General features: G+C 64.8%; 13 protein-coding genes. 5 read left to right on the forward strand and 8 right to left on the reverse strand.

Translation table 11 applies throughout. From position 1 onward, the window contains the following. A partial coding sequence (locus GCN75_RS23460) for a FecR domain-containing protein (RefSeq protein ID WP_152284540.1) occupies positions 1 to 719 on the forward strand: 719 nt, incomplete at its 5' end. 100 nt (positions 720 to 819) lie between these two features. Then, on the forward strand, positions 820 to 3,333 hold the full coding sequence (locus GCN75_RS23465) for a TonB-dependent siderophore receptor (RefSeq protein WP_226941532.1): 2,514 nt from the start codon (positions 820 to 822) through the stop codon (positions 3,331 to 3,333). Between the two features lie 39 nt (positions 3,334 to 3,372). On the opposite strand, the gene GCN75_RS23470 is transcribed toward GCN75_RS23465, so the two are convergent. The 4 genes from GCN75_RS23470 to GCN75_RS23485 all read right to left on the reverse strand — a co-directional run bounded on the left by GCN75_RS23470 (position 3,373) and on the right by GCN75_RS23485 (position 7,797). Beyond that, positions 3,373 to 3,753, reverse strand: a complete 381-nt coding sequence (locus GCN75_RS23470; protein WP_152284541.1) for a hypothetical protein — start codon at positions 3,751 to 3,753, stop codon at positions 3,373 to 3,375. A gap of 14 nt (positions 3,754 to 3,767) precedes the next feature. Beyond that, the gene (locus GCN75_RS23475; RefSeq protein WP_152284542.1) at positions 3,768 to 5,462 is read right to left on the reverse strand and encodes a hypothetical protein; all 1,695 of its coding nucleotides are present in this window, start codon (positions 5,460 to 5,462) and stop codon (positions 3,768 to 3,770) included. A gap of 12 nt (positions 5,463 to 5,474) precedes the next feature. Further along, positions 5,475 to 6,161 (reverse strand): UPF0149 family protein, encoded by a 687-nt coding sequence (locus tag GCN75_RS23480; protein WP_152284543.1) that lies wholly within the window; start codon positions 6,159 to 6,161, stop codon positions 5,475 to 5,477. 130 nt (positions 6,162 to 6,291) lie between these two features. Beyond that, positions 6,292 to 7,797, reverse strand: coding sequence for a peptide MFS transporter (locus GCN75_RS23485; RefSeq protein ID WP_152284544.1), 1,506 nt, complete (start codon positions 7,795 to 7,797; stop codon positions 6,292 to 6,294). Positions 7,798 to 8,108: 311 nt separating this feature from the next. Here GCN75_RS23485 and ppnN point away from each other — a divergent pair, with 311 nt between their 5' ends. Next, positions 8,109 to 9,479, forward strand: a complete 1,371-nt coding sequence (gene ppnN / locus GCN75_RS23490; protein WP_034782951.1) for a nucleotide 5'-monophosphate nucleosidase PpnN — start codon at positions 8,109 to 8,111, stop codon at positions 9,477 to 9,479. A gap of 152 nt (positions 9,480 to 9,631) precedes the next feature. Here ppnN and lysS read toward each other — a convergent pair whose 3' ends face one another. The 4 genes from lysS to GCN75_RS29310 form a co-directional block, all read right to left on the reverse strand. Next, positions 9,632 to 11,161, reverse strand: coding sequence for a lysine--tRNA ligase (gene lysS, locus GCN75_RS23495; RefSeq protein ID WP_152284545.1), 1,530 nt, complete (start codon positions 11,159 to 11,161; stop codon positions 9,632 to 9,634). Positions 11,162 to 11,179: 18 nt separating this feature from the next. After that, on the reverse strand, positions 11,180 to 11,881 hold the full coding sequence (locus GCN75_RS23500; RefSeq protein WP_152284546.1) for an HAD family hydrolase: 702 nt from the start codon (positions 11,879 to 11,881) through the stop codon (positions 11,180 to 11,182). Next, a protein-coding gene (gene prfB / locus GCN75_RS23505) for a peptide chain release factor 2 (RefSeq protein WP_152284547.1) occupies positions 11,881 to 12,985 on the reverse strand; the annotation gives its coding sequence in 2 pieces (ribosomal slippage) (positions 11,881 to 12,903 and positions 12,905 to 12,985; 1,104 coding nt in all). Before prfB ends, GCN75_RS23500 begins: the two co-directional genes overlap by 1 nt. Next, a complete protein-coding gene (locus GCN75_RS29310) occupies positions 12,902 to 13,210 on the reverse strand; it encodes a hypothetical protein (protein ID WP_193317626.1) in 309 nt (102 codons plus the stop codon). The genes prfB and GCN75_RS29310 overlap by 84 nt, the downstream gene beginning before the upstream one ends. Between GCN75_RS29310 and GCN75_RS23510 the strand changes: the two genes are divergently transcribed. Continuing rightward, positions 13,209 to 15,254 (forward strand): bifunctional 2',3'-cyclic-nucleotide 2'-phosphodiesterase/3'-nucleotidase, encoded by a 2,046-nt coding sequence (locus GCN75_RS23510; protein ID WP_226941533.1) that lies wholly within the window; start codon positions 13,209 to 13,211, stop codon positions 15,252 to 15,254. The genes GCN75_RS29310 and GCN75_RS23510 overlap by 2 nt on opposite strands. Continuing rightward, positions 15,254 to 15,748, forward strand: coding sequence for a tetratricopeptide repeat protein (locus GCN75_RS23515; RefSeq protein WP_152284548.1), 495 nt, complete (start codon positions 15,254 to 15,256; stop codon positions 15,746 to 15,748). The genes GCN75_RS23510 and GCN75_RS23515 overlap by 1 nt, the downstream gene beginning before the upstream one ends. Positions 15,749 to 15,873: the final 125 nt, after the last annotated feature.

Genomic DNA, 15,873 nt, shown 5'->3' on the forward strand with positions numbered 1-15,873 from the left:
GCCTGCTGGCGGCGCTGGTGGTGGCGGGCGGCAGCGCCGCCATGCTGCGCCAGACACCGGCGTGGCAGTCGTGGAACGCCGATGCCAGCACGGCCACGGGCGAGCGGCGCACGGTGCGCCTGCCGGACGGCGGCACGCTGGTGCTCAATACCGATAGCGCCATCAAGCTGCGCTATGACGCCGGCGAGCGCGCGGTGCAGCTGCTGCGCGGCGAGGTGCTGCTGCAGACGGCGCCCGATGCACGGCAGCGGCCCTTCCTCGTGCATACCGCCGACGGCACGGCGCGGGCGCTGGGCACGCGATTCATCGTGCGCCAGCACGCGGGCTACGTGCAGGTCGGCGTGCTCGAGGGGGCCGTCGAGCTGCGGCCTGCGGCGGCCCACAGCCAGCCACGCGTGCTGCAGGCGGGCGAGGAGGGCAGCTTTAGCCGCGGCGGCGTGGGCGCGGCGCAGGCGCTCGACGCCGGTGCGGGCGCCTGGGCCGACGGCATGCTGGTCGTGGCGCACATGCGCCTCGACGATTTCCTGCGGGAGCTGTCGCGCCACCGGCGCGGCCACCTGGGATGCGATCCGGCGCTCGCGCACTTGCTGGTGTCGGGCGCCTATCCGCTGGCCGATACCGACAAGGTGTTGCTGGCGCTGGTGGAAGCGCTCCCCGTCGAGCTGCATTACCTGACGCGCTACTGGGTCACGTTGCGGCCGCGCGCGGCAAAAAAATAAACTGCAAATACATGGACTGTTTTTGCACGCTGCCTTGTCAAGGGAAGTGAGGACGCAGGTTTTGGCCCGTCCCACCCATTCCATGATCCGAGGGCATACCATGAACGACCGCAGCACACTCCATCCATCCACGCGCAGCCGGGTACCGGGCCTGTCGACAATGAAACCGCTGGCCCTGCTGGTGCACGCCCTGTGCCTGGGTGCGCTGGCCAGCCTGGCCGGCGCACCGGCGCACGCGCAAACGGCCGGACAGGCCGGACAGCCCGAGTCCCTGCGCCATTACGCCATCCCGGCGGGCCCGCTGGAAGCGACATTGAACCGGCTGGGACGCGAAGCGGGCTTGCTGATCGCCTTTGGCTCGGCCGCGACGGAAGGGCTGCGCAGCGGCGGCGTCAGCGGCAGCTACACGGTGGACGATGCGCTGGCGCGGGCGCTGGCCGGCACCGGGCTGGCCGCCGTGCGCACGGCCGGCGGCGGCTATGCGCTGCGTGCCGCCAGCGCGTCCGCTGCCGGCGCGGCGGCCGATGGCGTACAGACGATGGCGCCCGTGACCGTCAGCGCGCAGGCGGAAGAGGAAAACCCGTGGGGCAAGGTCAGCGGCTATGTGGCGCGGCGGGCCAGCACGGCCACCAAGACCGACGCCTCGTTGCTGGAAGTGCCGCAATCGGTGTCGGTCATCACGCGCGACCGCATGGATGACCAGGGCGTGCGCACCCTGAACGACGCCATCCAGTATACGGCCGGCTTGCGCAGCAACACGGCAGGCGCCAATCCTGCCGACGACAGCCTGTCGGTACGGGGCTTCAGCCAGTTCTCGGGCGCGTTCTACCTCGATGGCATGCGCCTGATGCCCATGGGGACGCTGGGTTTTTTCGGCGTGGAGCCGTACGGCGCCGAGCGCGTGGAAGTGCTCAAGGGGCCTTCGTCCGTGCTGTACGGCCAGAACGCGCCGGGCGGCATCGTCAATTTCGTGCCCAAGCGCCCCGCGGCGGACCAGGTGCGCCAGGTCGAACTGTCGCTGGGCAGCTATGCGCGCAGGCAGCTGGCCGTCGACGTGGGCGGCTCGCTGGCGGACGACGGCAGCCTGCTGTACCGCCTGGTGGGGCTGGCGCGCCATGCGGGCCAGCAGATCGATTACATGCAGGACGACCGCTACTATCTGGCGCCCAGCCTGACGTGGGCGCCGAGCGCCCGCACCAGCATTACCTTGCTGGGCTTTTTCCAGCAGAACCGCGCCATGCAATCGTCGAACGTGCAGTGGGAAGCCTTGAACGGCAGCAATCCCAACGGCCGCCTGCCGCTGACGCGTTTCCTGGGCGAGCCCGGGTTCGATCACGAGGAAACGCGGGTCGCGTCGGCGGGCTACGCGGCGCGCCACACGTTCGACAGCGGATGGACGGTGCGGCAGAACTTCCGCTACCTGCACGCGGATAACCATGAACAGTACATGTTTCGTTATGGTAATTTAATCGACCATGCGCTTACCAACCGCGAGATCGATACGCGCGACGGCAAGGGCAGCGTGTACTCGCTCGACACCAATGTGACGGGCCAGGTGGCGACGGGTGCGCTGCGCCATGAGATCGTTGCCGGCATCGATTACAGCCGCAGCAATACTTCGTTCAGCTCGTATATCGCCGATGGTCCGCAGATCGATATCTACCGCCCCGTCTACGGCAGTGTGCTGGACCTGGCGGCGCTGGCGCCCGATGCCCTGCGCCGCGAGCATAACCGTCAGCTGGGCGCTTATCTGCAGGACCGCATGCAGTACCGTCAATGGGTCTTCACCGTGGGCGGGCGCCAGGACTGGACGCGCCAGGAGCAGCGCAATCTGCTGGTATCGCCATCGGCCACGACGGTGCGCAAACCCACGGCGTTCACTGGCCGCGCCGGCATCACCTACCTGGCGGAGAACGGCCTGGCGCCTTACGCCAGCTACAGCGAATCGTTTTCGCCCGTCTCCGGCGCGGACCGCCATGACCGTCCGTTCGAGCCGGAAACGGCGCGGCAAGTGGAGGTCGGCGTGAAGTACGCGCCGGGCGCGCACCTGTCCGTGACGGCCGCTGCCTTCGAACTGCGCCGCCAGAACGTGCTGACGACGGACCCGGACGCGCCGGATTTCTCCATCCAGCAGGGGGAGGTGCGCTCGCGCGGCATCGAACTGGAAGTGGCGGCGCAGCCGAGCAGCCAGCTGAAACTGCTGGCGGCCCTCACCTACAATCCGCTGAAGGTGACGAAGGCGAATCCGGACATGTGGGGCACGAACGTGCAGGGCAAGTCGCCGTATGAAGTGCCCAGGCAGATGGCATCCGCGTGGGCCGACTACGCGTTTGCCGGCCGCTGGCGCGGCCTGTCGGCCGGCGCCGGCGTGCGCCACGTGGGCGCCAGCTGGGGCGATGGCGAGAACACCTTCCAGGTGCCGGCATTCACCCTGGCCGACCTGTCGCTGCGCTATGACCTGGGCCAGGCCCGCAGCGCCTGGCGCGGCCTGAGCGTGAGCATGACGGTCAAGAACCTGTTCGACAAATACCATGTCGCCTCGTGTTTCTCGGCGCGGGCCTGCAATTACGGCGAGCAGCGCAATGTCGGCGTGCACGCGGGATACGTCTGGTAAGGTGCGGTCTGGTAACGTGCGGTCTGGTAGCGCGCGGCCCTACGCTGGCGCAAACCAGGCCCGCAATTCCGCTTCGGCGCGCTGCGCCGTGTCTGCGGTCAAGGTCAGCACGATGACCTTTTCCTGCGCCGGGCGGTGACCGTCGCCGTCGGCCAGCTCGATCGCCTGCTCGAAACTCGTGTAGCCGGGGCCGCATTCATGCGGGCAGTGCTGCACGATGCGCGCTGTCTTGCCGGCGTGCCGGTCCGCCAGGTTGACGATGGGATTGCCGTCATAAAACGGCTGGCCATTGGCAAACGCGGTGCGCAGATACGGCGTGCACTGGCCGTCGAGGAAGGCCAGGCGTGCCTGCCAGTACGCTTGCAGCGCCGCATACGTGGCCTGGTCCTCGAGGAAATCGGCAAACAGGAAGTCGTTCATTTTGCTTTCCTCGGCTAGATGCCGAACACTTTCAAGATCGCGTCCGTCGCCCCCTCGAACCAGCTGCCCGCCTTGCCTGGCTGCTTGCCGTGGCGCGGCGTTTCTTCGTACAGGTAGACGCCATCGCCGCCGTCGAAGCGGTCGTTGAGCAAGGCTTGCTGGCCGCGCAGATACGGGATGAAGGTTTCGCTGCGCAGGGTCGAGTACAGTACGTCGGTGCTGAACCCCAGGGTGGCGGCCTGGCTGATGGAGCGGCCCTGGCCCGCCCGTTCCAGGCGCACGCCGCGGCAGCCGCGCACGATCAGGGTGACGGGGCCGCGAAAGACGATGAAGCGCAGCTGCAGGGTGAGCCAGGCATGCAGGCTGGCCAGGCGCCAGTGGCTCGATATCGCCAGCGGCTCGTCCGTATCCGTGATCAGGCCCACGAGTCCCCGCGGCTGGAACACGAGCGCGCTGCCGGCCGGCAGCCGGACGACGGCGATTTCCAGCAGCGGATCGTCGCTGGCGGAAATCGTCACGGATGCGGCTACGTCGCTGTGCAGGCGCGTCAGCGCCACCATGCCGGCCGCCAGGCTCGTGAACGGGAAGCGCCAGTCCAGCAGCCATTGCGTGCGCTTGGTGCTGCTGACGGGCGACGATTGCAGGTATTCGGGATGGATCAGCATCTGCTGTCCCGGCTTGAGCTGCAAGGCTTGCGAGACGGCGGAAATACGCGATTCGCCGTGCGGCGGCAGGGGCAGGGAGCTGCCCGCGAGGTGCAGTTCGCGCGCGATCGACAGCGGCGGCAAGCGGGACGCGACGGGCGCCAGCACGAAGTAAAACAAGGCCTTGATGGCCACGGGCAGCAGGATGGCGGACAGCACCAGCAGGGCGGCCGTGGGCGCCACGTCCAGCACGGGAGCGCGCCAGCGGGCTATCCAGTTGCGCGCCAGCTGGCTCTCGCCGGCTGCGATGGCCTTTTGTACGGGCGCCAGCGCGGCGGCCAGCGCCTGGTCGTCGATGGCAAATGGGGCGGGGCGGGCCGCATTGCCGGTGCGCGCGCGCTGCGCCAGCCAGGCGTTATAGGCTTGCAGGTTGATCTCGCGCAGGCGCTGGCCTTCTTTTTCAAGGCGCGACAGCTGCGCATAAGCGTCGCTGCCGGGCAGGCGCGCAGCGAGCGGGTGCTGCGCTTCCAGTTGCTGGCGCTCGCGTATATTGTCTTGCAGCGCAGCATACGCGCGCACATGTTCCGCGTGCCGACGCGCCAGCGTCTGGCGCGCATCTTCGCCGCTGAGCGCCGCCTGCAGGGCGCCCAGATAGCGGGCTTCCTGCGCCAGCACTTCGATGTCCACGCGGCGCGTGGCTTCGTCCTGCGCATGGCGGGCCAGCGTCTCGGCGTCGGGCAGGGGAAGGGCAAACAGCGAGGGCTGCTGCTGCGCGCGTAGCTGGCGCAATTGGGCGTGCACCTGCTCCAGGCGGGTGGCGATGGCTGTCTGGGAAGCGTGCTGCAGGGCGTTGACCCTGGCCGTGGCCGCAGCGGCCAGGCCGGCGCCGTGGCTGTCGGCCCCGCTGGCGGCCAGCCGCAGTGCGGCGACGGTGGCGCTGCTGGCGCTGTAGGCGCGCCATTCGGCCAGCAGCAGGCGGCCGGCCAGCAGGATGGCGATGAACAGCGCGAACTGCAGCGCATGGCGCAGCAGGAAGTGCAGGATGGCCGTCAGCAGCTGGCGCAAGGAAAAATCGCCTTAGTTTGCCGCGCTATCGGCGTCGGCGCAGCATTTCTTATACTTCTTGCCGCTGCCGCAGTGGCACGGGTCGTTGCGGCCCGTTTTCGGCACTTCGCGCAGGACGGTGGCGCCGGGCTGGCTTTGCGCCTGGCTTTTCAGGTGGCGCTGGCGGGCCCAGGCGGCGTTGATGGCGATGACGGCGGGAATCACGCCATCCATGGCCGTTTCAGCCGCATCGTCGTCGAGCTCGCTGGCCGTGGCCAGGTGCTGGAACGGCGCCAGGTACTCAGGGTGGCTGACGGCCAGGGCCGCCCACTGGGGCTTGTCCAGGGTCGTGCCCAGGATAAAGCCGGCGCACCAGGCGGGCACGCTCCATTCGGGGCCGCAGACATAGATGGGCTCGAAGCTGTCCGGGTCTTTTGCCAGCCATTCGACCATATAGGCGTGGTGGCGCTGCGCCAGGCTGGCCGCCCGTTCGCTGGCCGCGTCCGGCGCGGGCGCGGCGCTGCCGGCTGCCTTGTCCCAGACCCAGGGCAGCCACTGTTCCGCGGCGATCTGTTTCGGGCTCAGGGCGACGGCCGTGAGAAACCCTTCCAGCATGGACACGTCCATGGCGCGGCTGTCCAGCGCGGGCGCAGCCAGCAGGGTGTCGAGTTCGGCGTATTCGTCGTCGGAGAGGGGCGTGGTGGTGGAGATGCTGGACATGGTTTTTTCAGTAATGTGGGTGGAGTGGCCGTCGGCCCTGGGTGTATTGTACCGCCCGGCAAGGGGAAAACCGGTGCCGGAATGAAAAACGGCGGCCCGCAGGCCGCCGTTGTCAGCTAGGGCAGAAAACTTACTTCACGCCGTGCATCAGTTTGTTGATCAGCGGTGCGATCAGGAACAGGATCACGCCGGCGCCCAGCAGGGACCAGAAGCCGAAGGTGTAGCCGGACAGGGCCGATTGCACCGACATGCCGCTTTCGCCGCTGACGTGGCTGGCGAAGATGCCCGACAGGTTGTTGCCGATACCGGTCGACAGGAACCAGCCGCCCATGCCCAGGCCCACCAGGCGCACCGGCGCCAGCTTGGTGACCATCGACAGGCCGATGGGCGACAGGCACAGTTCGCCGATCGATTGCAGCACGTAGACGGTGGTCAGGGTCCAGAATGGAATCTTGTTGTCGGCGCCAACCAGGCTCGACAGAGCGAAGATCAGCAGGCCGAAGGCCAGCGCATTGCCCAGCAAGCCCAGGCCGAATTTGCGCGGGATCGATGGATTGACGTTGTGGCGCGCCAGGAAGACCCAGACGGCGGCGATGATCGGCGCGAAGACGATGATGGCGACCGAATTGACGGTCTGGAAGTAGGCGGTCGGGAAGATCCAGAAGCCCAGGTCGCGGTTGACGATCTTGTCAGCCAGGAAGGTAAACGAGCTGCCAGCCTGTTCGAAGAACATCCAGAACAGGATGTTGAAGACAAAGATCAGCAGCATGGCGATGACGCGGTCGCGCGCAATCTTGCCGTTGCGGATACCTTCGATCATCAGCATCACGGCCAGGCCGACGAACAGCACGGTCAGGACGATTTGCAGCTTTTCAGCGCCGACGGTCAGCAGGAAGTACATCAGCGGGATCACGCACAGGGAGCCGACGGCCACCCAGACGACGCGCATCGGGCTGCCGGAACCGGCTTCCGGTGCGCCGATACCCTTCAGGGCGCGGCGGCCGATGAAGAACCATACCAGGCTGATCAGCATGCCGAAGCCGGAGGCCATGAAGACCATCTTGTACGAAGGCATGGCGCTGGTGCCGAAGATCGATTCGGCCAGCCACTGGGTGAAGACAGGGGCAACCATGGCGCCCATGTTGATACCCATGTAGAAGATCGTGAAACCGCTGTCGCGGCGCGGATCGGCCGTCGTGTACAGCTTGCCGACCATGGTCGAGATGTTCGGCTTGAACATGCCGTTACCGACGATCATGGTGGCCAGGCCCAGGTTGAAGATGTCCTGGTTCGGTACCGAGATGCAGAACAGGCCGGCAGCCATGAAGATGGCGCCCAGCAGGATCGAGCGCTGGTAACCGATGACGCGGTCGGCGATGTAGCCGCCGAACAGGGCGCCGGCGTACACCAGCGCGAGGAAGGAACCGTAGGTCAGGTTGGCCGCTGCCTGTCCCGAACCGTCGCCGCCGTGGAACTGGGCCACGATGTACAGTACCAGCGCCCAGCGAACTCCGTAGAACGCGAAGCGTTCCCAGAATTCAGTCATGAACAACATCCACAATGGGCTTGGATGGCCCATAATCTGCTTGAACTCGGGAATAACGGCTTCCTTGTTGGGCGTAGTCGCACCGCTCATGCGGTTCCTCCTGAAAAATTATTATAGTCGATCGATAAAACAAACTTATGGAAGCCTGCGGGCGGCGGGGACTCTCATGAAGAACCTCACGCACGGGAATTCCAATAGGCTGGCATTCTAATCTACAAATTGCGCTGAGCGAAGGTTTCCATTCGCATTAGCAAGAATGACTGTTTCATATTGGTCAAACCGGTTTGCAGGCAAGAGCGGCCCCGGCGATTTTGCGGCACCACAGCACAACTGGCCCGACTTGTCGTATATTGCTAGTGCAATACCTTCGAGCATCGATTTTTAAAGGGATTTTTCGCATTATGGAACACGACGTTATCGATACTCTGGTTTCACCGGAAGGCCGCCTGGACGTGCTCTCCAAGACTGAAGTCAATAAACTGCTCGACACCAGCCAGGGCGGCCTGTACAACACTTTCCGCCGCTGCGCGCTGGCGGTGCTCAATTGCGGCAGCACCATTGACGATGGGCGCGCCTTGCTTGAGCGATATCAATCGTTTGAAATTTCCATCATCCAGCGCGAGCGCGGCATCAAGCTCGACATCAAGGGCGCGCCCGCCATCGCCTTTGTCGACGGCAAGATGATCAAGGGTATCCACGAGCACCTGTTTGCCGTGCTGCGCGACATTATCTTCGTCAGCGACGAAGTGACGGGCAACCCGAAATTCGACCTGCAGAGCACGGAAGGCGTGACGGATGCCGTCTTCCACATCCTGCGCAACGCGAACGTGCTGCAGACCCAGCTCAACCCGAACCTGGTCGTGTGCTGGGGCGGCCACTCGATCAACCGCGCCGAGTACAATTATTCGAAGGAAGTGGGCTACCAGCTGGGCTTGCGCGGCCTCGACATCTGCACGGGCTGCGGTCCGGGCGCCATGAAGGGCCCCATGAAGGGCGCCACCATCGGCCACGCCAAGCAGCGCCTGCACAATGGCCGCTACCTGGGCATCACGGAGCCGGGCATCATCGCGGCCGAGTCGCCGAACCCCATCGTCAATGACCTGGTCATCATGCCGGACATCGAAAAGCGCCTGGAAGCGTTCGTGCGCGCGGGCCACGGCATCGTCGTGTTCCCGGGCGGCGCGGGCACGGCCGAGGAAATCCTGTACATCCTCGGTATTTTGTTGCACCCGGACAATGCCGAGATTCCATTCCCGCTGATCTTCACGGGGCCGGAAACGTCGCGCGAGTACTTCGTGCAGATCAACCAGTTCATCAGCGACACCCTGGGCCCGGAAGCGCAGCAGCGCTACAAGATCATCATCGACGATCCGGAACTGGTGGCGCGCGAAATGCTCGAAGGCATACGCCAGGTGCGCGAATTCCGCAAGGCGCACAGCGACGCGTATTACTTCAATTGGCTGCTGAAGATCGACCACGAGTTCCAGAAGCCGTTCCAGCCCACGCATGAAAACATGCGCAACCTGAGCCTGCACAAGAACCAGCCCACGCACCTGCTGGCGGCCCAGCTGCGCCGCGCGTTTTCCGGCGTGGTGGCGGGCAACGTCAAGGACGACGGCATCCGCTCCATCGAAGAACACGGCAACTTCGAGATCCACGGCGACAAATCCATCGCCGGCCCCATGGATGCGCTGCTGGCCTCGTTCGTGGCGCAGCACCGCATGAAGCTGGCGGGCACGGCGTATGTGCCGTGCTATACGGTGGTGCAGTAAGGTGACTGCCGGGGTCAGACCCGCCGGGGGGATCAGTTCCAATGGAACTGATACCGATCTCGAAGAGACTGACCCCAGGTCTTGCTGTTGGGGTATGAAAAAAGCCGCCTGATCTTGCGATCAGGCGGCTTTTTATCGGCCAGCGTCCGCGATTATTCTTCGCGGCGCAGATGCGGGAACAGCAGGACGTCGCGGATGTTCGGCGAATCCGTGATGATCATCATCAGGCGGTCGATGCCGATGCCGCAGCCGCCGGCTGGCGGCATGCCGTATTCCAGTGCGCGGATGTAGTCGGCGTCGTAGAACATCGCCTCTTCATCGCCGGCATCCTTGGCGGCTACCTGGGCCAGGAAGCGGGCCGACTGGTCTTCCGCGTCGTTCAACTCGGAGAAGCCGTTGGCGATTTCGCGGCCCACCATGAACAGCTCGAAGCGTTCCGTGATGCCGGCCACCGTGTCGGAAGCGCGCGCCAGCGGCGACACTTCGACCGGGTAGTCGATGATGTAGGTCGGTTCCCACAGCTGCGCTTCTGCCGTCTCTTCGAACAGCGCCAGTTGCAGCGCGCCCAGGCCGGCCGTGGCGAACGGCTTGACGCCGAACTTTTTCAGTTCTTCCTTGATGAATTCCGCATCGTTCAGCTGCTCCGGCGTGTAGCCGGGCGCGTACTTGTTGATCGCTTCGACGATGGTCAGGCGGTGGAACGGTTTTGCCAGGTCCAGCTCGCGGCCGCCGTAGGTCAGGGTGGCGGTGCCGTGCGCGTCGATGGCGGCCTGGCGGATGACGGCTTCCGTGAAGTCCATCAGCCATTTGTAGTCGGTGTAGGCCGCGTAGAATTCCATCATCGTGAATTCAGGGTTGTGACGGATCGACACGCCTTCGTTGCGGAAGTTGCGGTTGATCTCGAACACGCGGTCGAAGCCGCCCACGACCAGGCGCTTCAGGTACAGCTCCGGCGCGATGCGCAGGAACATCTGCATGTCCAGCGCATTGTGGTGGGTGATGAACGGTTTTGCCGCGGCGCCGCCAGGGATGGTGTGCAGCATCGGCGTTTCCACTTCCATGAACTCGTTCTTTTCCATGAAGCGGCGGATCGACGAGATGGCGGCGGTGCGGGCCTTGAAGGTGCGGCGCGTCTCTTCGTTCATGATCAGGTCGACGTAGCGCTGGCGGTACTTCGTTTCCTGGTCGGCCAGGCCGTGGAATTTGTCCGGCAGCGGGCGCAGCGACTTGGTGATCAGGCGCAGTTCCGTGACCTTGATGGTCAGTTCGTCCGTCTTGGTCTTGAACAGGGTGCCTTGCACGCCCAGGATATCGCCCAGGTCGTAGTGGTGCAGGGCGGCCATGGCCGCTTCGCCCGTGAGATCAAGGGTGGCGTAGATCTGGATGCGGCCGTCGGCTTTCGGGCCGGAAGCGTCCTGCAGGGTGGCGAAAGCGGCTTTCTTGCCTGCTTCGCGCTTGAGCATCATGCGGCCGGCCAGCACCACGTGTACGGGGTTCTCTTCCAGCTCTTCGCGCGTCTTGCCGTCGTACTGCGCGTGCAGATCGGCCGCCTTGTGCTCCGGGCGGAAATCGTTCGGGAAGGCGACGCCTTGTTCGCGCAGTGCGGCCAGCTTGACGCGGCGCTCGGCGATGATCTTGTTTTCATCGGGGGCGGCGGCTTGTTCTTGGATATCCGTAGTCATGGTGTTCTTCGTTGTAGATTATTGATGATGTGGTGCCAGCGCTGGCGCCACGCTGGCAAACAGTGCGTCGACGTCGAGCGCGGAGAAATCCGGCACGATGGCAATCACGTTGTCGAATGCGGCAAACGCTTCGGCCGGCAGGGTGGTGGTGAGCACCACGACGCGCATGCCGGCGCGCCGCGCCGCTTCCACGCCCAGGGGCGCGTCTTCAAAGACGATGCAGTGCTGCGGCAGCGCGCCGGCCAGCTGCGCGCCTTTCAGGAACACGTCCGGGTGCGGCTTGCCCCGTTCCACGTCGGCGGCGCCGACGATGGCGTCGAAGCGGTGGCGCAGGTCCAGGCCGTCGAGCGTGAACGCGATGTTCTCGTCCGGCGCGGCCGTGCCCACCACCAGTCCCACGCCGTCCCGGCGCGCGCTGGCGATCAAGGCGTCGAAACCGGCCACCGTGGCCAGGTGCGGGCCATACAGTTCGCGGTAAACGACTTCCTTTTCCGCCAGCAGGCTGGCATGGTCGGCATCCTCGCCCAGGTACTTGGCGATGATTTCGCGGCCTTGCCGTCCCGCCGTGTCGCGGAAAAAGGCGTCCGCATCCAGCACATGGCCGTGGCGTTCAAAGAACGCCAGCCACGATGTCGTGTGGAAGGCCATGTTGTCGACGATCGTGCCATCCATGTCGAACAGGAAGGCGCGATGCGCCAGTGCCGGAGCGGAGCTGCCCATTACACGCCTTGCTTGAGCGAGGCGGAAATGAACTCGTCGATGTCGCCATCGAGCACGCCCTTGGTATTGCCCGTTTCGAAGCCCGTGCGCAAGTCCTTGATGCGGGACTGGTCCAGCACGTAGGAGCGGATCTGGTGGCCCCAGCCCACGTCCGTCTTCGAGTCTTCCAGCTTCTGCTGCTCGCTCATGCGCTTGCGCAGCTCATGTTCGTACAGTTTCGCTTTCAGCATTTCCATCGCTTCGGCGCGGTTGCGGTGCTGCGAACGGTCGTTCTGGCACTGCACCACGATGCCGGTCGGCGCATGGGTCATGCGGACGGCGGAGTCGGTTTTGTTGATGTGCTGACCACCGGCGCCCGACGCGCGGTAGGTGTCGACGCGGATGTCGGCCGGGTTGACGTCGATCTCGATCGAATCGTCGACTTCCGGGTACACGAACAGCGACGTAAACGAGGTGTGGCGGCCGTTGGCCGAGTCGAACGGCGACTTGCGCACCAGGCGGTGCACGCCCGTTTCCGTGCGCAGGAAGCCGTAGGCGTGATCGCCCTCGACCTTCAAGGTGGCCGTCTTGATGCCTGCCACCTCGCCGTCGGACTGCTCGAGGATCTCGACCTTGAAGCCCTTGCGTTCGCAGTAGCGCAGGTACTGGCGCAGCAGCATCGAGGCCCAGTCCTGGGCTTCCGTGCCGCCGGCGCCGGCCTGGATGTCGATGAAGCAGTTGTTCGGGTCCATCGGATTGTTGAACATCCGGCGGAACTCCATGCTTTCGATGACCTTGCGGATTTCCTGCACGTCCTGTTCGATCGCTTCGAGCGTCTCGTCGTCGCCTTCTTCGCGGGCCATGTCGAACAGGTCGCGGGTGTCGCGCAGGTCGGCATCGGCCTTGGTGAGCGTGAAGACGATGGCTTCCAGCGCCTTCTTCTCCTTGCCGAGGTCCTGGGCGCGCTTGGGATCGTTCCAGACGGTCGGATCTTCTAATTCTTCATTGACTTGCTCGAGTTTCTCCGACTTGACAGTGAAGTCAAAGATACCTCCGAAGTTCGGCTTCGCGGACCGTCAGGTCGTTGAGCAGGGCGGAGATGATATTGATGCGTTCGGCTTCCATAATGTTCTGGTCTTCTATGGTGAAATCAAACCCTGAATTATACGCGAGCGCGGCCCGTTTCCGCTGCCGCCGCGGCGCAATTGCTGCCGCAGAGGGCAATAAAATGACGATTTTGCTGTATTTGCGACAATATTTCGCCTGCTGCTGCAGGCGTTTTATGGCTTGATAGGGGCTGCCGTGCTGCGTATGATGCTGGCGATATTGTCTTTCCACAGGAATTCTCATGTGCCACCCCCTGCGCCAACTTCCCCGTCTCGCCCTGTTACCGCTGCTGCTGGCCGGCTGCGGCGCCTTGCCGCCCGCCGCCACAGGGCCTGTGCACCCGCTGGTCGCCGCGCCCGCAGGTAGCAGCGCCACCCTGGCCCTGCTGGAGACGACGGACTTGCACGCCAATGTGCTCAGTTATGATTACTACAAGCTGCAGGCGGAACCGTCGATCGGCCTGGAACGCACGGCGGCCCTGATCGCCCAGGCGCGGACCGAATTCCCGAACAACCTCCTGCTCGACAACGGCGACACCATCCAGGGCACGGCCCTGGCCGACTACCAGGCATTGGTCAAACCGCTGGCTTGCGACCAGACCCTGGCCATCTACAAGGCCATGAACTTGCTGAAGGTCGATGGCGGCGGCATCGGCAACCATGAATTCAACTACGGCCTGGCGTTTTTGAGTCAGGTGACGGGCAACCGCTTCGACGTCGACAGCGTCGATGCGGCCAAGCCCCGCTGCGCGGGCCCCCAGTTTCCGCAAGTGCTGGCCAACGTCTACAGCGTCAGGAGCGGCAAGCCGCTGTTTGCCCCTTACCACATCATCGACAAGCAGATCACGGCCACGGGCCCCGATGGCCAGCCCGTGACGAGCACCGTGAAGGTGGGCATCATCAGCTTTGCGCCGCCCACCATCATGGCCTGGGACAAGCGCTGGCTGGAAGGCCGGGTCTACACGCAGGGCGTGCGCGAGACGGCGGAAAAATTCATCCCCGAGATGCGCGCCAAGGGCGCCGAACTGGTGGTGGCCATTTCGCACGGCGGCCTCGATGACAGCCCGTATTCGCCGACCATGGAAAACGGCAATTACTACCTGTCGCAAGTGCCGGGCGTGGACGCCATGCTGATCGGCCACTCGCACCAGCTGTTCCCGAACGCGGCCAGCACCGTGCCGCAGTTCAATCTGCCCGGCGTCGACAAGGTCAAGGGGCTGGTCAACGGCGTGCCCACCGTGATGGCCAATTTGTGGGGCAAGCACCTGGGCGTGATCGGTTTGCGCCTGCGCCACGACGGCAGGCAGTGGGTCGTCGACAAGGCGCAGACCACGGTGGAAGCGCGCGGCATCCAGAACGCGGACAAGAGTTACGTCCAGCCCGATGCGGCCATCGCCGCACTGGTGGCGGAGGAACACGCGGCGACGATCGCCTACGTGCAGACGCCCGTGGGCGCCACGGACTTCCGCATGTCGACGTATTTTGCCGACGTGGGCGACGTCAGCGCCATCGAAGTGGTGAACCAGGCGCAAGCGGGCTACCTGGCCGCCTACGTGAAGGCGAACCTGCCGCAGTACGCGCAGCTGCCCGTGCTGTCGATGTCCTCGCCGTTCAAGAGCGGCTCGGCCGGCGTATCCGACTACACGGACGTCAAGGCGGGCAATGTGGCGCTGAACAACGCGGCCGACCTGTACCTGTATCCGAACGCGCTGTACGGCGTGAAGATGAATGGCGCGGAACTGAAGGCGTGGCTGGAACAGTCGGCGCGGCGCTTCAATACCATCGATGTCAACAAGACCGAGCCGCAGGAACTGGTCAACACGGCCCACCCCAGCTACAACTTCGACGCGATCACCAGCGCCGACGTGCGCTACCAGATCGACGTCACGCAGCCGCCGGGCCAGCGCATCAAGGCACTGACGTACAAGGGCAAGCCGGTGGGGGCGGACCAGGAATTCCTGATCGCGACAAATAACTACCGCGCCAGCGGCGGCGGCAATTTCCCTGGCCTGGACGGCAGCAAGACGGTGGTGGCCTCGCCCGACAACAACCGCGAACTGCTGATCGCCTACGTCACGCAGGAGAAAAACCTGACGCGCGCGAAAAACGGCTCGGCGCGCAGCTGGACCTTTGCCAGAGCCGCCACCAAGGGTCCCGTGGTCTTCCACTCGGCGCCGAACGTGATCGACCTGGCGAAAGCGGCCGGCATCGACAACGTCAGGCAGCTAAAGCTGGACGATAGCGCGGGCAAGGGCTTTGCGCTGTACCAGCTCGACCTGTCGAAGTGATGCTGGCGGCCTGGCTGCTGGCGGCAGCGCTGGCGACACCCGTGGCGGCTCCGGCTCCGGCAACGGACGTCACGGTCCGGGCCAAGGCGCTGATGCGCGCGGGGACGGCGTCCCAGCCGCAGGCGCGCGTCCTGTTCGCGCAGGCGGCGGGGCAGGGCAGCGGTCCTGCCGCCTACTACCTGGGCTTGATGTTCAAGAATGGCATGGGCGGCCCGCAGGACGGCGCCGCGGCGCTGCACTGGCTGGAGCAGGCCGCGCAGCGCGGCGTGGCGCCGGCCATGTTCGTCCTGGCGAACATGCTGCAGGACAGCGATGCGGCCAGGGCGCGCTACTGGCTCGACGGGGCCTGCGACCTCGAGTACCCGGAAGCGCTGCAGCAGAAATCCGTCGCCGTGGGCGAGGGCCGCATGGGCTACGCGCACAGTGAGGAGCAGGCGGCCCTGTATTTGAAAATGGCCACGCACGCGATGGGGCACCGGGCCGCGGAACCGTGAGGGCACGGCCCGGGCATCCAGGGTGGCCTGTTGCAATTTACATGTAGCGAAGGAATCGTTTATTTTTGATCGGAAATATTAATTCTTCACAATAATTGTTAAGTCTTATATTTTCTGGCACTGGT

The sequence above is a fragment of the Janthinobacterium violaceinigrum genome, assembly GCF_009208555.1.
Classification (GTDB): domain Bacteria; phylum Pseudomonadota; class Gammaproteobacteria; order Burkholderiales; family Burkholderiaceae_D; genus Janthinobacterium; species Janthinobacterium violaceinigrum.